Here is a 25,064-nt window from a genome sequence, read left to right on the forward strand (position 1 = left end):
CGCTACGACGCAAACAGCCCTACATCCAACAGTGCCATCGTGAGCGTGTCAGCAACCGGAAAAATCCAGATCCAAGCGACCACGACAACCAACACCAACATCGACGTGCAAGGCTATTACACGTCCGGCAACGACGTTACGGCCGCGGGGGGTTATGCTCCCGTTGACCAGAGTCGAATCGTGGACACGATCAATGGTGTGGGATTGCCGAAGGCAACGATCGGCTCGGGACAGACAGTAACCATTCAGGTCGCTGGAAAGGCAGGCGTGCCGGCAGGAGCGCAGGCGGCCTTTGTAAACTTTCAAGTCGATAACGCCACTACCTCCGCCGGTTATATTAATCCCTACGCCACGAGCTCGACCAGTCGACCCGGCGTGGCGCTAAACTTCGACGGCGGTCCGTACACATCCATAGGTGCCATCGTGAAACTCGATGCCAACGGAGCCTTTAAGCTCTACCTCTCACAAGGGAACATGATCCATCTTTTGATGGATGTTGGGGGCTACTTCACTGCCGGTTCTAGCAATGGAACATTCACTCCGGCGATTAGCAAACTGTATGACACCAGGGCCAGCGGCCACGTTGCCCCCGGGCAGACCGTGACGGTTGACGTCGGCGGAGTCGGTCCCATTCCCGGGCTAACCGAGGGTTTGACCGCTATGGTAGGCAACCTCACCGTTATCGATCCCGGTACTGCCGGCGGTTATGCTCGAGCCTGGGCATCCGGTGCACCTGAACCTAAAAACGTGGCCTCGTTGTCTTTTGGAACGGGCACCCACACGAACCTTATTACCGTTCCCGTTGGCGGGAACGACGAGGGAGCCATCCAGATTCACAATGTTTCACCCGACACCGTGGACTTCATCCTCGATCTCCAGGGCTGGTATGCGGATCCCTCGGTAACCGAAATTGCCGTGGTTGGAGGGGACTTTGTCGTCGGGGAAACCTACGACAGCACTCAACTCGCAGCTCGAGGGGTCAGCCTGGCCCAAGTGGTCGCGATCGAATCCGGAGGATCACCCCTCACCGATGATCAGCTTTCCAAGGCAATGGACGGCACCAGTTTCGACGGCTCCAACCCCATCACCCCACTGCCTGGTGCAACCGCACTCGACGGCACCGTTTCCATCCCGCCAGAGGAAAACCAAGCCGCCACGGCTTTGGCCCTTACAGGGGGAGTGCAGTACTCGACTGTTTCCACGTGGCTCGATAACGGTAGACGGACTGTCTACCTTCGGTATGGGTATACAAGCACGGTAGCTGGCGGCGGATTCGGTTACAACAAGATTGCGCTATGGCACAATCTAAATATCAACGCAGTCAAGTTGGTAACACAGCACCCTGTGTTTAAGACGTATGTCGCTGGCCAGAAGTACAACTACGAGGCGTACATCTACCGGCACCTCTGTACCGGCTACGGCTGGTTTAGAAAATGCAAGACGGTAGGAGTGGTGGATACCGTGGTTTCAGTTGACTACCGAACGTCGCCATCCCAATTTGTCGGGACCTTCGGCGTCGTAACGGCATACTGTCAGGGCTACCAGCCCCGGTGCCCCAATTGGGTAAAGGCTGTCGCGAATGGCTGACAACGAATCCGAACCGCTGCCTCCAGAATTGTTTCTTATTGGGCAGACCGTTGCCCTCCGTTCATCTGCGGATCTGGATGCCAATGATATTTGGCATAACGACGGAGAGCCGCTGTTCCTCTACAGGGGCCATCCAGGCCGAATCACGGACCCCAATCTCATGCATATCCTGGTCGAGTGGGCAGGATTCGAAAATTCCGACTGGAGCCTTGCTTTTGGCTTTACCGCCTCTGCTAAAGGACCGTGCTCGGGACTGATGGCCATTACGGAAGATGAATACGACCGCCGGTGCAAGGAAATCGCCGCAGGGAAACGCCCTACGCTTGGCTAACACGAAATAGCATCAGCAGAAAATTGCATATGTACCTCTCTGCTCCGCATCAGTACGGATTGCCTCCGCCGGCATTCAGAGAGTTGGGCGCCGTATCCAATTGGATACGGCGCCCAACTCTCTGTGTGGTCCAGTTCAGAAGCATAAGAAGCCTGGCTAGGTGGTCCCCAAGGAAACTGCGATTCCGCACCAAAGTGGTCCCCAATCAGATTGACATTCTCAATAAGGCGATGATTAGTTCTGATCAATGAGGCTGTGAATTCACAAGCAGGAGGCGCAATGAACAGCAAGTTGTTTGTGCCATTCCGAGTACTCGATGGTGACGGTTTCTACGTATCATTCTCTGGACCGTAAATTGCCAAGGAGCCCGATGGAAACCCAAATAGTTGAAGTTTCAACGTCTGCCATGGTCCTTTCCACTGTGCCCGAGCCTGTGTCGGACGAAGAAGCCCTTCGACTACTTCAAGGACAAGTCACGGGCCAGATACCGCCACCGTTTGAATCTGACCAGCTCCTCGTGAGAACTGGAATCTACATGGGACCCGTTAGAGTCACGACCGAGGTGCTGGAGACTCGTCCGGAGCTCGTCGAGGCAGATTGGGAGGACATCGAGGAGTACTCACTTCGCTTGGAAACAGGGACCATTAGTCTCACCGGTTTCAGGGATGAGCCTTTCCTCATTGGCCGAATAGCTGCCGGGCCGGTTGACTACCGTGTACGCATTCACGCAAAAGGACGAGACATCAACTATGACTTGGCCGTTGACGAGCCATGCGAGGACTACTTGATCGTTCTGTGGCCCGAACCAACCACGGGGAGCGAGGCCATCAAACTGGGTTCGGACTTCCTCAAGGCAGCATTCGATGCTTAGCCCGTCGAAGTCTTCACACAGCTGCTGAATATTTTGCTTGGTCGGGCACTCAGCCGATCCCGAGCGTCTGGTCGTCGCAGAATAGGTCAGCCACCTCATAATCGGATTCCAGCCGGCGCAGCACCTCGGCGATTGCGCGTGCGTGGGAGCCGGCCAGTTCGCTGGTCACCGTCTCGGAGAGCACTTCCACGGAGTCGGTGATGTCGTTCAACGCGTGCTCTTTGGGGTCGCCGCAGAAAACGGAATAAATCGTACGTTAGGGCTTTCGGAACGGCGTGCCGAATAAGTTCGATGTCTTAGTCCTTACATCGACGTCAGCTGAAATCGGCCTCAAATAGTGCCTCGTATACGGCCCCTTCACCGGTCAGTTCACCGGACACCCTATACGGAACAGTCGACGGCCAACGGTCGCAACGATGCACTTCAGAGGCGGGTGCGTCCGGTGGAGGACCGGCTTACGGGCGTGTTGTTCACGTGTAAGCCGAAAGCGCCACTTGAGCATGACGGCCGTATCCGGGGATGCGCTCCACTAGAATTGGAAGGATGTTCGGCGCCGTTCATAACACGGCCCAATCGATGGGGGCAGTATGACATCAGGTATGTCGGCAGCGGCCGATCCGCTAGTAGGACTCGAACTGGGCGGGGGTTGGAGAATCGACGAAACACTTCCCAAACCCATCGGCGCGACCGGGGGGAACTTCTCGCTCGGCTATCTCGCGACGAACGATGATGGCCGCAAGGGGGTTCGTCAAGGTGATCAACTACCAGGCGATCTTCCAGAGCCCGGACCCGACCGGCATGATGCAAATGATCACCGAGGCATACAACTTTGAGCGTGAGCTCGTTCAGAAATGCACCAACCGGCGGCTGTCCCGCGTTGTGGAGGCATACCACCACGACAGCCTTCCTGCGCAGGCGCCCGCCCCGTTTCCGATAAGCTTTATTATCTTCGAACGGGCAGACGGAGACATTAGAGGTCTGCTCGATGAGGTTGCCGATCTCGAGCTGGCCGTCCGACTGAGGATGGTCCACAACGCAGCCAGTGGGATCGCACAGCTCCATTCGATTCAGGTGGCCCATCAGGACATCAAGCCCAGCAACTTGCTGGTCTTCAAACCCCAACTCGTCCTGGGCCGCACAGCGAAAATCGGGGACCTCGGCCGCGCGACCGACCAACAAAGGTCCGCCGTCCATGACGAATATGCCATCGCAGGTGATCCTTCTTATGCGCCACCCGAGCAGTGCTTCGGCGAGACACCGGTTTCCTTTGAGGAGCGGCGGCTTGCATGTGACATCTACCAGCTCGGGAACCTCCTTACGTTCGTCCTCAGCGGTGTCACCATGAACATGCTTGTGCACACGTTCCTCGACCCAAGCCATTCCCCACAGAACTGGCGCGGATCTTACGAGCAGGCGCTTCCCTACGTGCAGGCGGCGCACTCTGCTGGCCTGGATGCCTTGGAGGGCTTCCTCCCCTCCCACATGAAAGATGAGTTGATCGACCTGATCGAGTGCCTCACCGATCCCGATCTGGGACGACGGGGACATCACGCAAGCCGGAAGGCGGGTCAGCCTTACGCCCTGAACCGCATCGTTTCCCAATTGGACCTGTTGGCCCACTTGGCTGAAGTCCGACAGTCCAGATTGGCAGCAGCGTGACAGCGTCCCAGGGAACGGACGAGCGGAACCTGGTCCCACGCTGGCGCCCCTTTCGGGTATCGGCGGCGCTCGGCGAACTCACATTCAGCTCTCCCCAGCGTCAGCCGTCATCCGTCCTCTTCCCGGACATGGAGGCACTCAGCGCATTCAACGCAGCTCCGACGCTACACAAGGCAGCCGACGCGCTGAGCCTCGCATTCAGCCTGCGCGACCCAGAGCCGCTGCGGCCGGTAGTCGAGTTCATTGAATCCAAAAACGCGAACCCCCTACTCTCCGCGACCGCCACCCATGTCAGACGGCAGCTGGACCAGAGCCTGACGCCCGCAGGCGAAACCTGGTTCCGAGTAGAGGAGCGCAATGCCGCTGTTCGCACTCTGCGAGATGAGCTCCGGCGAAGGCCTCGCAATCCCACGAAATGGGTCGATCTCGCCCTAGCCCAGACACTTCTGGGCCAAGCTGACAAAGCCAGAAGATCCTTGTCGACAGCATTGGGTCTGGCGCCCCTGAACCGCTTCGTTCTCAGGTCAGCAGTCCGCTTCTTCATACACGTCGAGGACCCCGAAGCAGCCCAATATGCACTAAGAGAGGCAAAGGGATCATCAGACCCTTGGATCCTGGCCGCAGAGATCGCCAGCGACGAAGCTGCCGGCAGCACCCCATCCTCGATAAGGGATGCGCTCGTTGTCCTCACGTCAGCAAATTTCACCCCTTGGGAGCTCAGTGAGCTCGCTTGCACGGTTGCTCACGCAGAATTCAACGACGGACGCGATAAGCGTGCACGCAAATTCCTCGAACAGGCTAGACCGAAACCTACAGAAAACGCGGCTGCGCAGATCGCCTTCGAATCCAATCGCGGAGGATTCACCGTCAAACCAGTGCAGGAACCCGAGCGCAGGTTCGAGGCCGAGGCCATTGAGGCTGGCTGGCGGAAGGATTGGTCCGCTGCAATGGAGTCCGGCCGGAAGTGGCAGCAGGACCAGCCATTCGCCGTCGAACCGGCCACCTTCCTCTCATATGTAGCCGCAGTGGGTGCAGAACGATACGACATCGCGGAAGAGGCGGCGCGAATTGGCCAACTCGCCAACCCCCAAGACGCGACTATAGCCAACAACCTGGCCTTCGCCCTCGCCAATCAAGACAAGAACGCGGAAGCTGGTGCCGTCCTCGCCAGCTGTCCTGCCCCAAAGGATGAACAGGAAGCAGCCACCTATATGGCCACGCGAGGCCTTACGGCATTTCGAGCTGGCTCACCGGATGCAGGTCGTGAGGGATACAGGCACGCTGTGGAGGCATGCCTCGATCTCGGACTGCTGCATCAGGCTGCCCTCGCGGCGAGCCTCTGGGCCCGAGAAGAGCTCCGAGCGAAAACGCCAAGTGCGATCGAAGTAGCCGACATCGCTGCAAGGCTTGCCAGCCGAGTTCCGGATTGTGATGCTCAAGTTGTACTGGCTAGGCTTCCAGTGACTGTTTCCTCTACCCACGCCTGGAATCTGATCGACCCCGCCCTGCCTGCAGAATGGCTCCGATAGCAAAACGCCACCACGGCATCGACCGACTGCTGGAGAACTACTTCGCGCCAATCGTCTATTTTCCGCGACAGTGTCCGCTGGGGGGATCGGTTTGCGGGCGTTTGCTCTCGCTACCGAGCGGCAGTACTCACTCGGTGGGGAGACAAGTCCAATTGTGCGGAGTCCAATCCACCGGATAGCCGCACTCCTCTAGGAACAGAAGGATGGGTTCGGGACGGTTGGGTGACCAGAATGCCCACCACACGGTCGGGTCTGTAGTGACAATTTCGACGTCTCAGGCTTTGGGCGGGAAGATCCCCACGTCCGGACGGTGATGGGTGAGTGTTCCCTGCCTGGGCAGCCCGGGTCAGTCTCGCTGGCTGATTCCTACTCCTGACTTCAAACTGCCGGTCTTGCAGGTCCCTGCGGGGGTGGTGGGACTGCGGCTGGCCACCAGGCTGAGACCGGGCGGACCGGAGCGTCGTGCTCACCTGTCCAGCGGCGCTGCGCCGTCGTCCATAGAACTTCATGACCGTTACCTTCGGCTGGCGGCAACGTAACCATTCGGACGGGATCCTTTGCTGCGGGAACGTACAGATTTGCACCGTTCCCCCCGTCAGGGCCTTCGACGAGGTGACGGTGTGCGTTGCCTGCAATGGCCCTGTTCAACTCCAGCGTTTCCCTCCAGTCCAGCTCCACATTGTTGGGGCGGGACAACGGCAGATCCTCACGGAACATTGCAAGAACTTCCCGTGGGCCGAAAGGAAAAGCAATGATGGGCGCACGGAGGTATCCGCCGTCATCTGGATGGAGAGCGCCCATGTGTTCGTGTAGGAGGACAACCGGTTCGTCACAGGTCAGCAGAGGTTTGGCCGTGGTGTACAGCACAAGCTGGCGGGAATGGAGGGTTTCTGCCATTTTTCCGCCCGCTTCGGTGGACATCAGCATCTCCTGCTCAGCCGCCATGGGTACTCTCCACGGATCGGCGTTCACTTGTGCGAAGTAGGCCTCCAGTTCTGAGATCCTCTCGGGGGAGGGGTTTCCGCCTTCTCTGATCAGCAGGGCTTCGATCGCGCCGGGCCGATTCAGCTCCATCGCCTGGTAGTAGCCGGGGCCCATCATCCACCGGCCCCGGAAACGGTAGGAGCGCGAGCGGGTGATCTGGACTCCGAGAAAGTGAAGGAGGTGCGCGTGTTGAATGTCGCTGATGTTTGGCAGGCCGTTCTTGTCGATCGCGTCAAAGACCGATTTGGCGTGTCCTTCGATTGTGGACAGCCATGTTTCCCATACAACTGGTGAACCACCCTGAAAGGAACCCTCGGGGACGCGGTAGTAGTCCGTCTCGATCAGCGCATTGATCGGTGCGACAGGAAAGCTTTTGTTTATGTCGAGATCGGTGACGAGAATGCGGTTGTTGATGGCCCAGCGTTCAAGATAGAACTTCGGGACCAGGTGGTGCCTTCGTGGCTCTTGCCCCTTCGCGGTCATCGCTGCGGCGGCATCGAGAATCCGCTGTAGCTCAGGGGTAATAGCGGGAGCCGGAGGGTCCTGATCTTGAATGTTCACATTGACCGACGCTATCAGCCCCTCCGGACAACCTCAGCTTGCGTTTGGAGCCGCGAGGAGTCTCCCAGATCTGGAGCGCGTAAGGGGTTCCCCTTCGGGCTGTGATTGGCACAGTGCGTTCATCTACAAGTTGCGCGCCAGCCGGGAGGTGCCTCAGCGATGCCTTAGCCTACGATTTTTTCCGTTTTCTGCGGCGACCCCTATAACAAGCGGCGACCCCTATAACAACAGGTCAGGTCAGCGATTCGTTCAGGAAAGCCAGTCACTAATCGTTGGCCAAGCGATGCCCTCCCGTACGCTTCAGGGTGAGCCGCCTCGAGGGAATGTATGATTCCATCCTTCCATGCGCGCTTCTGGATCCGCTCTTTCAGGGACAGTTCAATCTCGCTAGAGTTGGATACAACGAAAGGAATCGGCGATGAGCAGTGAGACCGTGGCACCGGAGCTCAGCGGTGACTATGTTTTTGATGTTGTCCACAGCAGGCTCGGGTTCGTTGCCCGGCACGCGATGATCACTAAAGTCCACGGCTCCTTCAAAGAGTTCGAGGGACACCTGCATATCGACGCCGAGGAACCCACCCGTTCCAGCGGACGGCTAAGCATCGTTACCGAGAGCATTGACACCGGCACAGAACAACGAGACAACCACCTGCGTAGCAACGACTTCTTCGACATGCCGAACTATCCGCAAATCACCTTCGAAAGCACCGCCATTGAGCATGCCAGCGGTGAGAACTACCAGGTGATCGGTGACTTGGCCATCAAGGGTGTCTCTCGGGCCGTGACCTTGGACGTCCAATACACGGGCTCATCCATCGATCCATCTGGCAACACCCGGATTGGTTTCGAGGCCGCCGTAACGATTAACCGGAAGGACTGGGGCCTGAACTGGAACGCGCCCCTGGAAGCTGGCGGGGTCCTCGTGAGCGAGAAAGTGACCCTGGAGATTGATATCTCCGCGATCAGGCAATAGCGGCGGCGTACCGGGGAGCAGCGGCCCCGTCTTCAACTCCGGAAATCTCCCGGGCCACAATACCCGGGCCGCGTCACGGTCCGGGGTCGCCGTCCCTGCCGAGTTCTCATGGCTGGACACCGTTGTTCGCAGCATAATATCCGCATGCGGGAGGATCCGGCCACTACGCCGCGTACCTCGAAAATTCTAATGGATTCGAAGCCGAGCTCATTGCCCATGAGTGACACGATCACTTCTACACTGAATGACGTCCGCTCAGGGTTGGCTGCAAGGACTAAAATAAGCGGTGACTGGAAGCAGCTGAACCACGTGTCTCACGCTGAAGCCCACGCCGCACTTGACAGGTTGTTAGGTACCTGACATTTTAATTAGGTGCCTAACAATGTCAATGATGCCGACCTGGAAGCAGCGGGCTCCTGGGCGAAAAGATACTTTCTCGCGAGCCGCGAGGTAGTGGAATCCGTTCTTCGTCCCTACGATCTCGGCAACACACAGTGGTACGTCCTGGGTGTTCTCGTCGACCGGGGGCCTCTCAAGCAGCGAGATTTAACCCGCGAACTCGAAGTAGAACGAGCCACCCTCAGCGCCGTCATCAGCGCCCTCGTTCGCAAAGGATACATCGAGCAACACCCCGACCCGGAAGATCAGCGTCAGAAAATTTTGCAGGTCACTCCTGCCGGTCGGACGTTGCTGGCATCGGTCCCTGATCCGATCGCCATCATCGCCGCGGTCGCTTTTGCTGACGTCAGCGACGCCGACATCGCGACCACGAATCAAGTACTCAAAGACGCCACGCAGCGTCTTATCGACTACAAAAAAGGAGCAACAAAATCATGACAATCCTCATCACCGGCGGCACCGGTCTTGTAGGGCCTCGGATCCTAAAGCGATTCATCGAAGCCGGCATCGACTGCCGGGCACTCGTACGAGCCGGCAAAACCGTGCCCGAAGGAGTCACCGTAGTGGAAGGTGACATCCTCAGTCCCGACTCGCTGGTGGCAGCCGTAGAGGGTGTGACCTCGATCGTTCATCTCGCGGCCCTGTTCCGCACGCCTGACGACGACCAGATCTGGAAGGTTAACCTCGACGGCACCCGCAACCTCATCGCTGCCGCGAAAGAACACAACCCAGATGTTCAGTTCCTCATGGCGAGTACCTCCAACGTGTACGACCCCGACATCACCCATCCCGGCCGGGAAGACGACGAGGTCAGCCCAACGCTCGCCTACCCAGCCAGTAAAATCGCGGCCGAGAAAGAACTCCGTGACAGCGGCCTGAACTGGGGCATCCTCCGGTTGCCTTTCATATACGGCGACGGCGACGGACACCTGGACTCACTTCCGAAAATCGCATCCGACATGAAATGGCACCCAGCACAAAAACTGAGCGTGATCCACCACGAGGACATCGCGAGGGCCTTCGAGCTCGCACTCACCGGAGTCATGGACGGTCGTGTCGTCAACATCGCCGACGAATCACCACTGACCATGTACGAAATAGCCGAGATCCTCGACTTCCCCTACGAGGATTCGTCCGAGCCTCTCACCAACCCCTGGAAGGGTCACATGGATGTGACACTCGCGCGGAGCCTCGGATTCGAACCCAAGGTGCCGACCATCTACCACGCAGTTCGCGAAGGAATGCTCTAAAGAAGTATCCGAGACCACCCTCAGCCTTCGAAGCTGCCGCGATCAGGGTTCGGTTGGTGAGACGGGCGGATTAGCGACCGGACAGCCTCTTGGTCATCACGATGCTGTCGTAGTTCTTGCCTGGGAAGTGAACCTCGTCGACGTGCTTGAAGCCCCATCTGGAGTACATGGCAACAAGGTGTTCGGCAGGAGCCGCCGTGTCAAGCCCCACTGTCGTGATGCCCTCGGCGCGAGCCCAGTCGCACGCGACAGCGTAGAGGACTTTTGCCACAGCGCGCCCGCGGAGTTCGGGTGCCACTGCCACCTGGCACAGCCATCCCGTGTTCGGCCGGCGGCCGTAGCTGGAGAGTGATCGCACGTCGTCCGACGGAGGCACTGACATCGTCATCGTCGCAGCGATACGGCCTCCCAGTTCGACGACCCAGCAGGCCCCCCACGCCCACGCGTCGCCGTGTTGTCTCGACGTCCTGAGTCACGGCGGTGAAGTTCAAGCCTTGATCCTGAAGTTCCCGGTAGGCACCGTTCAACAAGCTGGTGATGTCCACAGCATCCGCGGCACGGTAGCGGCGGGGTGCGACTTCTGCATTCATCTCGTAACCCTAGATGATGCACTTCTCACGGTCTTGCGGGTCTCGTGTCACTGAGGGTTCCCCTGCGAAATGCTGTCGATGCAGTAATTTCGATCCTTCAACTTTGCAAAGTGCTCTTGCCGCGTTCATGGGGTCAGGCTTCGGTTGCGGCTAGGGATAGTTCATCAGCGTTCACTCCGGTCCCGTGTCTGCGAGGATTTCCGGTTTTGTAGTTATTCCCTCTCTGGGCTGTTTTTGTTTCTATTTTGGGGTAGCCACCCAGAGGGTCCTGGTGGTGCGGGGTTCCAGCGCGACATCGTCAGGGAGCCGCTTCATCAGGTCCTCGACGGCCGCTCGGTCCTCTATGGTCAATGCTTCCAGATACGAGAAGCGCGTAAACCATTTCTGTGCGTACTCCCGTGCCGCCGGGGTAACGGATGCGGTGGTCCTCACCTCGGACTGGTTGACAGCAAACCCGGCGGTTTCTAGGACAGATGCCCAGTTTGGGTGGTGGTTCCACCCTTCTGCTGTGGCAGCGTTATGACACCGTTGTTCCAGTAGCGCTCCATGGGGGTCGCTGAGGAAGCTGGGCAGCGTGGCTAGCTCGACAACGACCAAGACCCCGTTAGGAGCCAACGCCCCGTGGATCCCGGACAAGAGTCGGGCAGGGTGGGTGACGTGGTGCAACGAGGACGCTGCCCACACCAGGTCAACCGAATTATCGGGTCTTGGATCCGCCTCGCTCAAGGAGTTAACTAGCTCTGGGAAGCCCTCATCCAGGTCGGCCTCGATCACGGAGAATCCTTGCTCGCGCACCAGCTTGAGCATCTGGGGGTCGTTATCGACGCACGTCACCTTCGCGTCCGGGTAACGCTCACGTAGAAGTCGACTGCCTGCGCCGGTGCCGGCGCCGAGGTCGACGACGCTGCGCGCAGCTCTCACACCGGTCATGTCCAGGACCGCTGCGAGGTTGGCGTTGAATACCTCGGCATCTAGGTCAAGGACGCGGTGCTGGTCATGACTATCATCTCGTTGATGTGCACTGTCGGTCTCGTGGTTACTGTCCCGATCCTGTTGGTGCTGGTGCCGGCGGTCCATGGTCATGACCTTTCTACTGCGGCCGCAGGGCCAATACCTCTAAATTTGTCCCCCACATCGAACCCGTGGCGCCGGTCGCCCAGCACGATCCTCGAGACAGCGGCTTCCGAGGCGGCCGAAAAAGGTCCGAAGTGGCCCTGAACGGCCCATCGTGTTTCTTCTTCAACGAGGTCCGCGTTGATCCTTGCCCCGGCCATGACACCCTCGGCTGCGGCGGTAACAACTTGAGCCATCAAATTGGAGACATTCCCCGCCGCATACACGCCACGGGCGGCAGTTGCACCGGCTCCGTCTGCCTCGATAAAACGCCCGGCTCCAGAAGCGTGCACCTGTGAAGTCAACCCGAGTGACTCCAAAAGCGTGGATCTGGATTCCATCCGCGTTCCGACAGCAAGAGCCTGAACATCGAACGAATGGCCCTGGCGGAGCGTGAGCCCGGTGAGGGCACCACCGATGGTGTCAACAGATTCCACCGCTCCGTCAACAACCGTCACTGCCCTGGCCGCGAGATTGCCCCACTCCTCGTCCGTGGGTTCCACGGTGTCGTTAAGGAAGAGGGTGATCTTCGGGGACCATTGCCTGAACAACAATGCTTGATGGACGGACATCGGCCCCGTGCCCAGTACCCCAATACGTTGCCCGCGAATTTCCCAGCCGTGGCAATACGGGCAATGCACAACACCCTTTCCCCATTGCTCCCGCAGCCCGTCAATGGCAGGGAACTCATCCGTCAGTCCGGTGGTGAGCAGAAGACGCCGCGCCGCAAAGCTGCGGCCATCATCGAGGATCACCTCGAATCCCTCCGGGTTCCGCCGTGCCGAAACAGCCTCGCCGTCAATGACCGCTCCCCCGTACGAGAGCACTTCGCCACGCCCTATAGACAGGAATTCCGAGGGCGGCATACCGTCCCGCGAAAGAAAACCGTGGATCCCGGCCGCGGGCGCGTTGCGCGGTGCCCCTGAGTCAATGACCAGTACCGAGCGCAGGGCCCGCAGTAGCGTCGTGGCCGCACTGAGCCCCGCAGCCCCGCCGCCAATAATGACAACGTCATACCTTGTCGTGTTCATAGTCATTTGTCCCTCATCTCGTGTCGAAAGTTCGCCGCCAGTGTCCTTGGCTGCTCCAATCAGCTTTCACCACGCGGATCATCTTTGACAAATGTATTTGCTGGTATGGCAAACTGTGAGTATGACAAATGACCTGGACAACATTCTTGGAGCCGTCGGCCCCCGGCTTCGCGCGCTCCGCACGGAACGGAACCTCACCCTTGAAGAGGTCTCCACCGCATCCGGAGTGTCCATTAGCACCCTGTCCCGCCTTGAATCAGGCCAACGCAAGCCAAACCTTGAAATCCTCTTGCCACTGGCAAGGCTGTACGGTGTTCCCCTCGATAATCTCGTCGGAGCACCCCTCACCGGAGACCCGAGAATTCATCTCCAACCCATCACCCACGGGGGCATGACAGCCGTTCCCCTCACACGCCGCCCAGGCGGATTGCAAGCCTTCAAAATGGTGCTCACAGGGGAGGACCGTGGCGCAGAACCCGACCCACGCGTTCATGAAGGCTACGAATGGCTTTACATCCTCAACGGACGGCTACGTCTCGTGCTGGGCGAAAAAGACTTTGAACTCCGCCCGGGTGAAGCTGCGGAATTCGACACCCACACCCCACACTGGTTCGCCAGCGCCGACGGCAAACCCGTTGAATTCATCAGCCTCTTTGGACAGCAAGGCGAACGGATGCACGTACGCGCGCACCCCAAGACCCCATAACAGAAACCAACCGGACCGCGTTATCCCTGAATTAACCGGCCAAGGTTCCCCAACAGACAAGCTCGGCGCTCAATATCAGGTCGGAAAATTCGGGCAGACTTCAAAAAACGATAAAAGCAAGTTTCCCAGCAAGGAATCAGAACAAGCCGGATGCTGTGCCGCTCAGTAGGATGTGATTCATGCCCAATGAGTTCTTGATGTCGACTACCCACGAAGCCCCCTGGCTTCCGCTAGGCAGCTCGGCAGAAGTATGGGTCGGCCACAATTGTCAGATTGTCGAACCCGTGGTCGTTACCAGATTGCTCCTGGTACGGCGGAATCTGAACGGTGTATCGGAATTCTTCTGCGTTCCCACGCCCAAGGGGCTAAACCTGCCAACACGATATTTATGGACTGATCCGGGTAGCGTCACGGATCTCATGCGGGACGTGTTCGGACGAGCCGATCTTGCGACGCGCTGTGTTGGATTTATCCGCAATGTTGTTCCCAGTCCCGATGCCAGCTACGCCTATCCGACACCATGGGCGCACGTGCCGGTGAACCTCATCACCGACACCGTTGAGCCGCTTATTGCTGGGGAGTGGATTAGTGTCGTCCACGGCGGCTCTGAGTTCTCGGAACAGCACTGGTGGCCGATCGTGGAGCACTACCTCTCCACACAAGCAGGATGACATCGCATCTTCTTTGAACGGCTAAGCCCGACATCAACAACCAGAAGCAATGAACGTCTTTGGCATCAGGCTGACCGGTAGACGTTGGGCATGTGGGCGTGGCTTCCAACGCGTCGCGTAGACGAGGGTGGGGAGGGCATCGACGCGACGGCGAGATGCTCCGATCGTCGCCGATGTTGCGTGGGGGTGCTTGTGCAGGATGGCCGCGTGGTCCGGGCTGGTCAACTGAGCATCATCAGGCGGTGAGTTGTCGCGCCAGTAAGGTGGCTCATGCCGGAGGGCACTTCCCCGCATTCAGTGAGATGACTGCACGCTGCGGCGTCGGATCTGCGCTGGATGTGGTCTCGACGGTGACGCAACCCGTCTGCCGCCCCCAGAGGACGAACCCTGCCACCCACCACTGAGCTGTATCGGTGCAGTTCGTGTAGGTGACCGACCGTGTACCGCTCTTCGGCCCGGTCTCGGCGATGATCGTGGCCTCAGACACTTCCGGAGCCACGATAGTCACCGTGGCTGACGTGTTCGCGGGCAATTGCGCCCCCATCTTGTAGAAGGTGGACCCGTGGTCCAGGATCGGCGCGTCGGTGGACGGGAGGTTGGCCGCCGCCCGCGCGCCCCCGAAGCTCAACTTCCCGATGGCTATGTCAGTGGGCCCGGGAACCGGTCCGTGAACGGGACGGGCTTGAGTGCATGCGTCATTGAAGTGCGACGACGCCGAAACTCCACTCCCCGTGGGGGTCGCGCTCTGGTGCTCTCCCGTCGGGCTGCTGACCGGTGCGACCCCGCCTGTGCACGCGGTCAAAGCGCTCACACCCAGCACTACAACCACCAACATCCACAGCACCGAGCGCGAGTCCGGCTTCCGTGGCGATACCCTGAGTGTTACTACCATTACTAGACACCTTCCATAGCGGATCGATCTCTAAAGCTTCCTCGGGGGCGCGGATGTTAGCGATGGTACTCGCCGGCCCGCACCGAAACCAGCCCGAAGACGATAAGAACCGTCCCGCAGAAGGTTCCCCTCTGGAACTGCCATGGTGCGACTTTTCAGCTCCAGCCCGCGCATGAATCCACGGGTCGGTCTCCGACGGTGATTGACACAGGGCGTTAAACGGCAGGGTGCGTGCCAGGGGGCGGGGGCATGCCTCAGCGAGGCCTTGGCGGAGGATTTTTCCGTTTTCTGCGGCGACCCCGGGTCGATCTCGGCGAGGAGCTCCTGGAGGATTTGGTCCTGGCCGAGATCGCGGACAGGGCCCGGCACTCAGGCAACACCGTCAAGACCTTCATCCGCAGCTGCTACCGCCGCATTGGCGTTGCCAACCGCCCCAACGCCATTCTCTGGGGACTCGAGCACGGGTTCATCCCAGACCACAAACGGGTCGTACCTCGACCGTGAGACGGAGCCCTCTACGGGTGGGCTCAGAAATAAGGCGAAATCGCACGCTAAGACCCTGAAATGCCGAAATAGTTTGCGCAGGCGTCATCGTGGGCGGATGTTTTCTGCTTGGGGTCCTTTGGGGCCTTGGACGAGGTCATAGTTGACTTTTTGGTTCTCTCCCAACGGGCTGCAGCACTCCGGGGCAAGTGCGGAGTAGTGCACGAAGACGTCTTCGGACCCGTCATCGGGGCCGATGAATCCAAAGCCCTTTTGTGCGTTGAACCATTTGACGGTGCCTGTGGCCATGATTGTTGTCCTTCGGTGGCGCTAGACTGCCCGTCACGCCGTGGCGGTGGCCGGCATCATTGTCGGTTGTCCTCACCGTACGTGGGCGGGGAATCCTCGGGCAAGGAGGGTGGGGGATACATCCGGACCGAATCTTGGGATGCCTGGTCGCTACCGGCTGGGGGCACCGTGCACCGATTCCTCGTTGCCGGGCACAATGCCCTCACGTGTCGGCTGGGTTTGTTAGTGGAGGATGGTGCCGGTGGAGTGGACCACGGTCCCGGTGCTTTGGGTGCGGGTGCTGACGTCGATCTGCAGGCGACGCCGGTACAGGGGTGCTTCCAGGGTGGTGGAGAGTTGGGGAAGTGTGGATGTTTCCAGGTGGCGCAGCAGGGCGCGGACATCGGTGCGGTCGTTGATGGTGACTTTCAGCGTCAAATCCGGCTCGTTGGCTGTTCCACGCAGCAGCGCTGAGGCGGTCACCACGCCGGGGAGGGTGTTGACCTGCTCCTCCACGGCGGCGGCCAGCACGGACGGGTCGCAACTGGTGCGGCCTTGGGCGCCTTCGTGCTGGAGCCGGTAGGTTCCCGCCGGGTTCTTCCTGGGAATTTGGGCGATGATCCACCACAGGGCCAGCACACCGACCAGCACGCCGATGACCAGGATGAGCGCTATCAGCCAGGGTTGTGCGAAGAAGGGATGCAGTTCACCGGTGACAACCCTGGTCCCCGGGGATGGTGTGGGCGCGATGGTTTGCAGCGTGCCGGCGGCTTGCAGGAGGCCGGTGATGCCGGCGGCCAGGACAAGAACGCCCAGGATCGCCAGCCATGTACGGTTCAGTGTTCCGGCTGTCTGTCTCATCGGAGTCCCTTCCTTCCTTGATGGTGGGTGGGCACGGAAATGGGTGTCATCCTGTGGTTTCCATGGTGGCGGTGACCCGCGGCACCGGGTCCAGCCCGGTCGTGTCCAACCGCTCCCGGACGGCGTCGGTGACACGGGCACGAAGATCCTCGGTCTCGCGCAGGGAGGTCGTGACCTTCAGGTGCACACGCTTGTTGCTGGCGGTTGCCGACGCCGCGGAGACGCCATCGATCTGCACGCATTGGGCCCTAGCCAGGTGGGCCACGGCGCGGCGGGTCATCACCGTCTCCCTCTTGTACATCCCGGGTTCATTGTCCTGGCCGACACCGTCCTGTCCGACACCGGTATCTTCCCTGGCGGCGTTGCGGACCGTCAGGGCAGTGAAGGCGCCGGGGATGAGGGCACACAGCAACAAGACCACTCCGAGAACGACGGCGGCCACACCAAGGCCCCACAGGTCGGGACTGTCCCACCGTAGGCCGGCCAGCCAGTTCCGTGGTTGCTGCAGGATCGTGGACCAGGTCCCGTCAAGCAGCCGGGCAACGGCGAGCCAGGTCAGGGCAACCCCGGCCGCCAGAAGCAGGATGGCCACGATCAGGGACGGGACGATCCTGCTGGGGCGGTGCCTTAGCCGGGTCGATCGTCCGTCGTTCCGACTCATAGCAGCCTCCTTCGTCCCCCCGCGTCGCCACCGGCAGCGATGAGCCAGGAGACCCTGATGTCGACGTGGCGAACCTCCACCCCGGTCAGTTCCATCACCCTGACCCGGATCCTTTGCCGCAGTTCTTCCGTCGCCTGCCGCAACGGAATGGGATAGGGCATGCCGACTTCGACGCTGAGGGTGGCGATGTTCCCGGTCAGTTCCACGGAGACCTTGGGCCGGGCATGGCGGTCCGCGTGGGTTCCGATGCCCAGGAAACCTCCCGAGGAACCACCAGCCAACGTTTCATCGCGGGCGACCTGGCTGGCTATTTTCTCGATCACCTTGTCCTCCAACACGGTCTGTCCCCGCGTGGTGGTGCCGCCCTCCCCGGCGTCCGTGACGCCGGGGAACGGTGTGGCGTGCGAAGCCTGGGCGTTGCGCGCCTGGGCCGGGGCGCCTGGGGCGTTCATCGGCTCGATGCTTTACCGAACAAGGCGGCCATGTCCAGTTTTCCCTCAGCGATCCGACCCACCACCAAACCGATGAAGCCCAGGACCACCGCAGACACCAGCGCCCACCAACCACCAAAAGCCAAAACTATTCCCAGTACCAGACCTATCGCCAGGCACCACCGCGTAGTACTCATAGCCATCTTTTCCTCCTCGGACTCGACCTGGCACCGGGCGGAATCCCGCCCGGTGCGGCGGACCTACTGCAGTTCGGCCTTGTGGTCCTGTTGGTCCTGCTCGTCGTCGTCAGGAAGGTGCACATCGGTGACATTGACGTTAACCTCCAGCACCTCCAAGCCGGTGCTGTGCTCCACGGACTGGATGACATTGCGACGGATGCTTTGGCTGATTTCCACGATCGAGACGCCGTATTCCACCACGATGGAAACATCAATGGCCGTTTGGCGTTCACCCTTCTCGACGATGACGCCGCCACTGACGTTCGTCTGGGATCCCGGGATGCGTTCGGCCAAGGCGCTAAACGCCCGCCGGGCCGAACTACCCATCGCGTACACGCCAGGGACCTCGCGGGTGGCCATCCCGGCCAACTTCTGCACCACCGTCTCCTCGATCGTGGTGTCCCCACGGTCCGTGTGGAGCGCGTCGTGCGGCTTGGGCTCGTCGGCCGGGACGTTGCGCTTTTGTTCCTCTGGGGTGGCCACCACACCGGCAGAGGGTGTGGGGGTCCTGGATGACTCTGTCATGAAAAACAGCTCCTTGGAAAAAGAAATGTGATCGCGCTTACACACTTAAAGACGAAACCGGGCCACAAACCTCACGTCCTAACACGAAAAACTTTTCCCACCTGCTAGTCGCCACACACCTTTTTCTCTGCACGGGTAACGAAAAAAGGGTGTCCAGCCGGTTCCCGGCGCGGGGCGGCTGTGGCATATTGGGGCCAAGACCCGGCACCCCACCGGAGAGGGCGGATATTGCATGGATGATCACGGTCCCGGGCCGGAACCGGACGAGGGCGACGAGGGAAGTATCGTCGCCCGCGCCCAGGACGGCGACCTGGCAGCGTTCGAGCACCTGGTCATCGCCTATCAGGACAGGATTTTTCGTTTGGCGTACCGGATGCTCAACGACCGCCTCGATGCCGAGGACGTCGTGCAGGAAACGCTCACGAGCAGTTGGCGTTCCCTGCCGTTGCTCGCCGACGTCAATGCCTTCGGCGCCTGGCTCTATCGCTTGGCGACCAACAAGTGCCTGGATCTGCTGCGCAGGCGCTCGACCCACGCAGAGACCAGTACCGATCCCGACGAGCTCCTCGGCATTGGCGAACACGGCTTCCCCCAGGCCCCGGCCGGCACTGACCCTGCCGATCAGGCCCAATGGTCCGCCCAACAAGAAGGGCTGGCGGCCGTGCTGAACACACTCCCGCCTGCCCAGCGGGCCTGCTGGCTCCTGCGCGAAATCCACGGCCGTAGCTACACCGAAATCAGTGACACACTAAAGATCAGTCCCACCACGGTCCGCGGCATGCTCGCCCGTGCCCGGCACCACATAGCAGAAGGGATGGGCCAGTGGCGCTAGAAGACGTCCCCCGCCTTGGATGCGGGCGCAGCATCGACGAGGTCTGGGCCGGCATCGACCAGCCACCGACGGGTCACGAAGAACACTGCCAATACTGCCAAACAGCCAGGACCCGGCTGCAACGCCTCCAGGAAGCGACCGTTGCCCTGCGTGAAAGTGACCTGCACGACCCGGAACTCAAGCCCCGCCCCGGGCTCACCCGCGCCATCATGGACGTCGCCCGCGCCGAGGTCCGCCGCGGCAACAGGCTCCTGGTGCGCACCACAGACCACGGCACCATCGAGATCAGTGAGCAGGCCCTGGACTCACTGATCCGCATCGCCGCAACAGCCATACCCGGGATCCACTCGCGACGCTGCCGCATCGACATACGCACACTCCCGAACAGCCCTCACGAAACCACAAGCACCGCCAGAGCCCCCCGCCTGGTCATCAATTTTCGGGTCGCCGCAGCTGCCGGCATCGACATCCCCAAAACCGTTGACGCGCTGCGGCAGAAGATCCGCACCGCCATCCCGGCCGGCATCGGCATCGATGCCGGAACCATCAACATCACCGTGGAGGACCTTTACGATGTCTGACCCATACCTTCCCGGTTCCCTCATCAACAGCCAACTCATCGCCTCCCTCGCCGCCCGCACCGCCCTGGAAACCCCCGGCGTGCTCCGGCTCGAACCCACCCTTGAAGGCTTCCTCGCCCGGCTCGGACCCGCCGCACTGCGCAGCCTCCGCCACCCCGGCAGCCAGGACGGCAGCTACCGGCACGACGGCGTGACCGCGACAATCAACGACGGCACCGCGCGCGTCGACCTCGACATCGCCACCGACATCGCCTACACCGCCCTCACCGTCGCCGAGGCCGTACAGCAACGCATCCACGAGAACATCAGCCACACAGGCCTGACCCCGGGCCGCATCCACATCCACATCCTCTCCATCGAACCCCGCCCCGAATGAGAGACGCGAAACCCTCACTGTGGAGATGGAAGCATAAACCTACCTCCAAGGGAGTAGCGATATAAGAACTCCTAGGTCCAGGAGCGTCCCCGATTAGCGTTCCCCACACGGACGCGGTCGTACACCAACAGGCTTCTAAATTTCGGGGGGCTTGTTGGCGTACAACCGTGGGCGAGCTGCATTCTTCCAGTTCAATGAAAGTGTGATGCTGGGACGATCTGCCTCACTTTAGGTGGCTCTAACTACTCTGTTCAGGGGCCTCTTTGGCTCGACTGTTTAGGGTGCTGTGACGGCTCTCTGCCGACTAGATCTAGAAGTGATACGACGGTCGTGTCAGGCGTCTACTTCCTCTGAGACGGCGTATTTGATGTTGGCTGGGGCGTTGGCTGTGGCGAGTGAGTAGCAGGCGGCTCCAGCCATGACTGAAACTGCTGTGATGATCCACATCAGTGCCGAGTACGGGGTCTGGAGCAGGGAAACCAGTAGTGGGAAGAGGGCCATTCCTACGGCGGCTGAGGTTTGGAACACTGCGACTGATCGGCCTTGGCGGTGTTCGGGTGGGACAGCGACCATGAGGGCGTTGGTCGCAGGTAGATATAGTGCGTCAACTATGCCGAGGATGATGCCGACCACAATCACGTAGATCCAGGCCCCCATCCCGTGGAGTACTGGAATGAAGGCCAAGGGGATGGCGCTGGCTGCGATCATGATCGCGGACGTCCATATGAGTGATGCGCGTGAGAATCGTTGGACGTTGTGCGTGATTGTGGTCTGGAACAGGGCAACGACGATCACGTTCAACGCGAACAAGATGGAAGCTACCGAGGGTGGCATTTTCCAGACGCTGACCAACACCACAGAGATAGCAATATTAGGCAGCATCATGATGGGGCTCAGGAGAAAAGCACCCGCGGCCAGCAGCAGGGAACGCGGATCTGTGATGACGTCGTGGAATCCCTTGAGTGCGGACAAAAGTTCGGGTTCTTCCGTTGCTGCTGGAGTAGTTCGGGTTTTTTCTAGTGGTTGAATCGCGAAGATCACTGCCGCGAACAGACTCGTTGCTACGTTGAGTAGGACCACCAGGTGCGCCGGGAGTGTCCCCGCGGTGCTGAGGAGAACGGCGCCAAGGATTGCGCCCAAACCCATCGCACCGGCTTTGACGGCTTCGATGAACGCGAACCATTTCTCAAAGGGTCTCCCTGCCGACATTTGGTGGATGTACGACGACCAGCTGGCCCAATACACCCGTTCCGAGGAGGCGACCAGGAAGAGCGCGATGAAGATCCCGATCGGTTCTTGGGCAAAGATATACATCAGAAAGCCCATGGCAGAGACAATATTGTTGCTGACCATAGCGGCCTTGACCCCGAAGCGATCAACGATCACCCCACCGAGGAGTCCCACGGGGAGAGACGCCAAGGTGGCCAGTGTGAGGGTGATGCCAAGCTGTGCGAGGGTGACGTTGGTGGTGAGGGTGAAATAGACGAGGGAAATGGGGGCCATCAAACCAACGCCCACAGTGTCAACGAAAACGGCTGTGGAGACTTTGCCATTTCGGCGTAACTCCTGGAGTCCTTCCACAGCAACGGTCATGGGGTTTCTAAACATGGTGTTCCTTCCGCCTCTTCCTAGGGTTTTCCGCTAGGAGAGGCAAATCTTGGGTGAGTGTAACGATGGCAGGCAGGCCAGCCTTAGATCGTGGGCGCCTGCGTGGAGTCGTCGGGAGCAATCTGCACTACATCGTTTACGTGGATAGGAGCAGAGATCGAGACTGTTGCCGGTTCAGGCCAGCGCTTGGCCACGAGTGCCATGGCCAGGCTGATGAGGATGAGCACACCCAGTCCAAGACGTAGTGTGGTCGCTCCGGCCAACTGTCCGATGAGGACTGGGCTGAGAATAAATGAGCCGTATCCGACGGCGGTAGTCAGTCCCACGGCCCGGCCAGAGCGTCCGGGGGCTGATCTTGCAGCCAGTGACAACGACGTCGGCACGACCGGGGCGATGGCAAAGCCGACGACCAGCATTCCGCCGATAGAGACGGTGGCGTTGGTGGAAGCCACTGCGATACCGAGCCCGGCGGCGGCAAGAAGTGCGGAACAAACCATAGTCCGTCGTTCACCTAATCGCCGGGTGGTTTGCACCGCTAAAAGCCTCCCGGACAGCGAGGCTAGGTCGTAACTGCCGATCCCGATTCCAGCTAATAGCGCCCCTGATTCGAGGGTGTTGCGCAGAAACACGGACAGGAAATTTTCCAGTGCACCGTCGTTGAAGAAGCAGAGGCAGACCATGGCTACGGCTAGGCCAACGCCAGTAACCCGCCACAACCTTTTGCTCGGCATTTTGCTTTCACCCGTAGGGACCTCGGGGGCAGCGGGTTGGGGCAAGGCAGATACGCAGACAAGAACAACACCGCAAAGCAGCAGAACAGCGAGGGCGAAATAGATGGTCCTGAAGCTCATACCTGAGGCCAAAGCGGTCCCGGTTCCTACAGCTCCGAGTACGGCGCCGAAGCTGAACCAGGCATGAAAGCCGGTCATTGCTGGGGCACCATGATGGGATTCATAATCAGCACCGATCGCGTTAGCGCCGATGTCGACAAAGCTGATGCACAGCCCGTAGGCGAACAGGGCAATGGACAGGCTGATGACCGAGTCGATCCTGCCCAGGAGCACGAACGCGGTGGCCGTTCCACCCAGGCCTATGAGTAGGACAGGCTTGCGCCCAAACTTGTCGGCAAGGTGTCCGCCACCAAAGAGAGTCGCTAGACCAGCAATAGCCGGCACACTCAACAGAGCGCCTAACTCCCCAAGAGAGAGCTGAAGGAAATCAGCAACCGAGGATATTTGAACTGCCCAAACACCCACATGAAAGCCGAGCAGCAGGAACACTGTGGCGGCAACAAAGTAGTGCCGTGATCTGGCCCGGGTGTTAGAGGGCAGGGAATTGGAATGAAGGGAAAACATGGATGACTCCTACGACGATTGAATTAATCGCGTCGGGGCACAACAAAAGAGGCCGGGATACTACCGGCCGCGCTCATGTAGTGCAGGCTGTGCGACGCGCGGACTTAGAGTCCGCGCGTTGTCCCACCTTCGCCTGAGTCACCATCTTGTTGAGAAGTCATGAGAATGAACCTACCACGCCAAAAGAGTTACCTGAATCACAAGACGCGCCCAGCTGCACAGACAACTACAAACTCGCGAGGCAATACCTCGCTACGAATTTCAGGCCCACCATTGCGGTGGAATTCTCGAATCGCCACCCGCTCACCACGGAAAGAACTAAAGATCTAGTTCAAGAGACTTACCGCCGAGAATTTTCAAAGACTGCGTCCCGTAGGAGGTTCCGCTTGAGGGACTGATTTCTGGGTTGTTGTCCTCGCATATCGAATGACGGCGACTAATGCCTTTCATTTTGACCGCCATCATTGGCGGGTTAGGACACCAATATGCTGTCGGTATGACATCAGAGCGTATAGCCGGATCAGAGGACGCAGCTAAGCGTCTCAGCGCGACGTCGTTGCGCGAGTTTCTAGATCCTAGTACTGACACGGACAAGACCCGTCGATATCGGCGATACCGACGGTCAGTTTCCCGCGATGAGATAGCACTTCCCGGATTGGTGCGATATGCGCTAGGACTAGTCGGACTGCCTTCGCAAGGTTCTCGTGAGAAGGTGGCCTGGTGGGTTAACTTCCTGTTCCATGGCCGCCAATGCGAACTTGCTTTAGAGAAGTTTGGCTTACATTTGTACATCGAAATCGTCGACAATGACGAAGCTGATGCAAATATGGCAGCTAACAAGATCGTCAAGAAGCTCGGCTCCAGCATGCGGGCCATCGAGAGCTTGGTCTTGACGCCGGCTGCGCCGGGGCTCTTCCGTGAGGGCAAGGCTACTGTAGTCAACCAATACTCGAGTCTGCGCCGGTCCTATGAATATTTTCGTGAACGTGCATCCAGCCCCTTCCTCATCGACGATGAGGTGAAGCATCTTGGAAATGGAGGAACAACCTTCCAATTAGGGAACCGGTTGATGCAAATGAATTCATTCCATGACTTGGTGGCTTCAGTCAATGCCTACCTCAGTCTGCTCGAACACATCTTGGTTTTGGCGTTGCCTTTCCAAAGCTTCGACCCATCCAAAGACTCTCTGGATAAGTTCATTGGTTCGCGGTGGGGAGATAAGTATGGACAGGTTTTTGATCTGACCCGAAAGGATGACAAGCGCTACTACGACAGGCTAATTGAGGTGGTTGAGCGCTGGCGCAACACCTATGCGCACGGCGGGTTTGAGAAGGGACATGGCTCCTCGGTGTACCTTCACTATCAAGGGATCGGGGCCATCCCCGTGGGGCTGAGCTCCGCAACTGAGCGCGTCGGCATTTTCTTGATGCCTGCCACAGATGAAGACATCACCCATGTTTTCAAGCTGTTCGACGAGATCGACGCATGGTTCACTGACGATCGTATGCATTTCGCCATGGAATGGATCACTTCTGGCCTGCACGTCCGATTTGATCCTACTTTTCGGACTGAAGTCATTGAAGCTATGGAAAGTCCTGAACGGTTCTCAAAATACGTCGAATACAACGCGTACCTTGACGACCGTGCTGTAAACATGGACTTCTGAGACTCATGAGG

26 protein-coding genes and 1 pseudogene are annotated in these 25,064 nt (G+C 59.5%); 15 read left to right on the forward strand and 12 right to left on the reverse strand.

Annotated elements, in window-relative coordinates; translation table 11 throughout:
- Positions 1 to 39 precede the first annotated feature (39 nt).
- The 3 genes from CVV68_RS01210 (at position 40) to CVV68_RS01220 (ending at position 2,789) form a co-directional block, all read left to right on the forward strand.
- Complete coding sequence (locus CVV68_RS01210) at positions 40 to 1,587, forward strand: hypothetical protein (protein WP_211320681.1); 1,548 nt, start codon at positions 40 to 42, stop codon at positions 1,585 to 1,587.
- On the forward strand, positions 1,580 to 1,918 hold the full coding sequence (locus tag CVV68_RS01215) for a hypothetical protein (RefSeq protein WP_110499180.1): 339 nt from the start codon (positions 1,580 to 1,582) through the stop codon (positions 1,916 to 1,918). The genes CVV68_RS01210 and CVV68_RS01215 overlap by 8 nt, the downstream gene beginning before the upstream one ends.
- Positions 1,919 to 2,288: 370 nt before the next feature.
- Positions 2,289 to 2,789 carry a hypothetical protein gene (locus CVV68_RS01220; protein WP_146238795.1) on the forward strand — a complete coding sequence of 167 codons (501 nt, stop codon included), beginning with the start codon at positions 2,289 to 2,291 and terminating at the stop codon, positions 2,787 to 2,789.
- A 49-nt stretch (positions 2,790 to 2,838) separates the two neighbouring features.
- On the opposite strand, the gene CVV68_RS23330 is transcribed toward CVV68_RS01220, so the two are convergent.
- Positions 2,839 to 3,000: a hypothetical protein gene (locus tag CVV68_RS23330; RefSeq protein ID WP_170133042.1), complete on the reverse strand. Its 162-nt coding sequence runs from the start codon at positions 2,998 to 3,000 to the stop codon at positions 2,839 to 2,841.
- A 542-nt stretch (positions 3,001 to 3,542) separates the two neighbouring features.
- Between CVV68_RS23330 and CVV68_RS01225 the strand changes: the two genes are divergently transcribed.
- Together CVV68_RS01225 and CVV68_RS01230 are read left to right on the forward strand one after the other, a co-directional pair.
- Positions 3,543 to 4,448 (forward strand): protein kinase domain-containing protein, encoded by a 906-nt coding sequence (locus CVV68_RS01225; protein ID WP_170133043.1) that lies wholly within the window; start codon positions 3,543 to 3,545, stop codon positions 4,446 to 4,448.
- Positions 4,445 to 5,977, forward strand: a complete 1,533-nt coding sequence (locus CVV68_RS01230) for a tetratricopeptide repeat protein (RefSeq protein ID WP_110499183.1) — start codon at positions 4,445 to 4,447, stop codon at positions 5,975 to 5,977. Before CVV68_RS01225 ends, CVV68_RS01230 begins: the two co-directional genes overlap by 4 nt.
- Before the next feature lie 378 nt (positions 5,978 to 6,355).
- On the opposite strand, the gene CVV68_RS01235 is transcribed toward CVV68_RS01230, so the two are convergent.
- Positions 6,356 to 7,522: a DUF4238 domain-containing protein gene (locus tag CVV68_RS01235; RefSeq protein WP_146238796.1), complete on the reverse strand. Its 1,167-nt coding sequence runs from the start codon at positions 7,520 to 7,522 to the stop codon at positions 6,356 to 6,358.
- A gap of 418 nt (positions 7,523 to 7,940) precedes the next feature.
- Between CVV68_RS01235 and CVV68_RS01240 the strand changes: the two genes are divergently transcribed.
- From CVV68_RS01240 to CVV68_RS01255, 3 genes are all read left to right on the forward strand, one after another.
- The gene (locus tag CVV68_RS01240; protein ID WP_110499185.1) at positions 7,941 to 8,495 is read left to right on the forward strand and encodes a YceI family protein; all 555 of its coding nucleotides are present in this window, start codon (positions 7,941 to 7,943) and stop codon (positions 8,493 to 8,495) included.
- 372 nt (positions 8,496 to 8,867) lie between these two features.
- Positions 8,868 to 9,332 (forward strand): MarR family winged helix-turn-helix transcriptional regulator, encoded by a 465-nt coding sequence (locus CVV68_RS01250; RefSeq protein ID WP_110499186.1) that lies wholly within the window; start codon positions 8,868 to 8,870, stop codon positions 9,330 to 9,332.
- Positions 9,329 to 10,144 carry an NAD-dependent epimerase/dehydratase family protein gene (locus tag CVV68_RS01255; protein WP_110499187.1) on the forward strand — a complete coding sequence of 272 codons (816 nt, stop codon included), beginning with the start codon at positions 9,329 to 9,331 and terminating at the stop codon, positions 10,142 to 10,144. The genes CVV68_RS01250 and CVV68_RS01255 overlap by 4 nt, the downstream gene beginning before the upstream one ends.
- Positions 10,145 to 10,214: 70 nt before the next feature.
- On the opposite strand, the pseudogene CVV68_RS01260 reads toward CVV68_RS01255, so the two are convergent.
- The 3 genes and pseudogenes from CVV68_RS01260 to CVV68_RS01270 form a co-directional block, all read right to left on the reverse strand.
- Positions 10,215 to 10,574: pseudogene (locus tag CVV68_RS01260) on the reverse strand (GNAT family N-acetyltransferase); the annotation flags it as partial.
- Positions 10,575 to 10,974: 400 nt separating this feature from the next.
- Entirely contained in the window at positions 10,975 to 11,817 is an 843-nt protein-coding gene (locus CVV68_RS01265) for a class I SAM-dependent methyltransferase (protein ID WP_110499189.1), read from the reverse strand.
- Positions 11,814 to 12,878, reverse strand: coding sequence for an NAD(P)/FAD-dependent oxidoreductase (locus CVV68_RS01270; RefSeq protein WP_110499342.1), 1,065 nt, complete (start codon positions 12,876 to 12,878; stop codon positions 11,814 to 11,816). The genes CVV68_RS01265 and CVV68_RS01270 overlap by 4 nt, the downstream gene beginning before the upstream one ends.
- A gap of 121 nt (positions 12,879 to 12,999) precedes the next feature.
- On the opposite strand from CVV68_RS01270, the gene CVV68_RS01275 reads away from it, so the two are divergent.
- The 3 genes from CVV68_RS01275 to CVV68_RS01290 all read left to right on the forward strand — a co-directional run bounded on the left by CVV68_RS01275 (position 13,000) and on the right by CVV68_RS01290 (position 15,651).
- Positions 13,000 to 13,584 (forward strand): helix-turn-helix domain-containing protein, encoded by a 585-nt coding sequence (locus CVV68_RS01275; protein ID WP_110499190.1) that lies wholly within the window; start codon positions 13,000 to 13,002, stop codon positions 13,582 to 13,584.
- Between the two features lie 179 nt (positions 13,585 to 13,763).
- Positions 13,764 to 14,255, forward strand: a complete 492-nt coding sequence (locus CVV68_RS23045; protein WP_146238797.1) for a hypothetical protein — start codon at positions 13,764 to 13,766, stop codon at positions 14,253 to 14,255.
- 1,141 nt (positions 14,256 to 15,396) lie between these two features.
- On the forward strand, positions 15,397 to 15,651 hold the full coding sequence (locus tag CVV68_RS01290; protein WP_110499193.1) for a helix-turn-helix domain-containing protein: 255 nt from the start codon (positions 15,397 to 15,399) through the stop codon (positions 15,649 to 15,651).
- 84 nt (positions 15,652 to 15,735) lie between these two features.
- Here CVV68_RS01290 and CVV68_RS01295 read toward each other — a convergent pair whose 3' ends face one another.
- The 5 genes from CVV68_RS01295 to CVV68_RS01320 form a co-directional block, all read right to left on the reverse strand.
- The gene (locus CVV68_RS01295) at positions 15,736 to 15,939 is read right to left on the reverse strand and encodes a cold-shock protein (RefSeq protein WP_110499194.1); all 204 of its coding nucleotides are present in this window, start codon (positions 15,937 to 15,939) and stop codon (positions 15,736 to 15,738) included.
- Between the two features lie 222 nt (positions 15,940 to 16,161).
- A complete protein-coding gene (locus CVV68_RS01300; protein ID WP_110499195.1) occupies positions 16,162 to 16,779 on the reverse strand; it encodes an Asp23/Gls24 family envelope stress response protein in 618 nt (205 codons plus the stop codon).
- A gap of 46 nt (positions 16,780 to 16,825) precedes the next feature.
- Entirely contained in the window at positions 16,826 to 17,440 is a 615-nt protein-coding gene (locus CVV68_RS01305) for a DUF6286 domain-containing protein (RefSeq protein ID WP_110499196.1), read from the reverse strand.
- A complete protein-coding gene (locus CVV68_RS01310; protein WP_110499197.1) occupies positions 17,437 to 17,892 on the reverse strand; it encodes an Asp23/Gls24 family envelope stress response protein in 456 nt (151 codons plus the stop codon). The genes CVV68_RS01305 and CVV68_RS01310 overlap by 4 nt, the downstream gene beginning before the upstream one ends.
- Before the next feature lie 239 nt (positions 17,893 to 18,131).
- Positions 18,132 to 18,635: an Asp23/Gls24 family envelope stress response protein gene (locus CVV68_RS01320; RefSeq protein WP_110499198.1), complete on the reverse strand. Its 504-nt coding sequence runs from the start codon at positions 18,633 to 18,635 to the stop codon at positions 18,132 to 18,134.
- A 232-nt stretch (positions 18,636 to 18,867) separates the two neighbouring features.
- On the opposite strand from CVV68_RS01320, the gene CVV68_RS01325 reads away from it, so the two are divergent.
- The 3 genes from CVV68_RS01325 to CVV68_RS01335 are packed head-to-tail and all read left to right on the forward strand — an operon-like array spanning position 18,868 to position 20,424.
- On the forward strand, positions 18,868 to 19,467 hold the full coding sequence (locus tag CVV68_RS01325; protein WP_110499199.1) for an RNA polymerase sigma factor: 600 nt from the start codon (positions 18,868 to 18,870) through the stop codon (positions 19,465 to 19,467).
- On the forward strand, positions 19,458 to 20,048 hold the full coding sequence (locus tag CVV68_RS01330) for an Asp23/Gls24 family envelope stress response protein (protein ID WP_110499200.1): 591 nt from the start codon (positions 19,458 to 19,460) through the stop codon (positions 20,046 to 20,048). Before CVV68_RS01325 ends, CVV68_RS01330 begins: the two co-directional genes overlap by 10 nt.
- Positions 20,041 to 20,424 (forward strand): Asp23/Gls24 family envelope stress response protein, encoded by a 384-nt coding sequence (locus tag CVV68_RS01335; RefSeq protein ID WP_110499201.1) that lies wholly within the window; start codon positions 20,041 to 20,043, stop codon positions 20,422 to 20,424. Before CVV68_RS01330 ends, CVV68_RS01335 begins: the two co-directional genes overlap by 8 nt.
- A gap of 333 nt (positions 20,425 to 20,757) precedes the next feature.
- Here the strand turns inward: CVV68_RS01335 and CVV68_RS01340 are convergent, their stop codons facing one another.
- Positions 20,758 to 22,032: an MFS transporter gene (locus tag CVV68_RS01340; protein ID WP_110499202.1), complete on the reverse strand. Its 1,275-nt coding sequence runs from the start codon at positions 22,030 to 22,032 to the stop codon at positions 20,758 to 20,760.
- An 83-nt stretch (positions 22,033 to 22,115) separates the two neighbouring features.
- Complete coding sequence (locus tag CVV68_RS01345) at positions 22,116 to 23,387, reverse strand: MFS transporter (protein WP_110499203.1); 1,272 nt, start codon at positions 23,385 to 23,387, stop codon at positions 22,116 to 22,118.
- A gap of 439 nt (positions 23,388 to 23,826) precedes the next feature.
- On the opposite strand from CVV68_RS01345, the gene CVV68_RS01350 reads away from it, so the two are divergent.
- Complete coding sequence (locus CVV68_RS01350; RefSeq protein ID WP_146238799.1) at positions 23,827 to 25,053, forward strand: hypothetical protein; 1,227 nt, start codon at positions 23,827 to 23,829, stop codon at positions 25,051 to 25,053.
- The last annotated feature ends 11 nt before the right edge of the window (positions 25,054 to 25,064 follow it).

This window comes from Arthrobacter livingstonensis (genome assembly GCF_003219815.1).
Taxonomy (GTDB): Bacteria; Actinomycetota; Actinomycetes; order Actinomycetales; family Micrococcaceae; genus Specibacter; species Specibacter livingstonensis.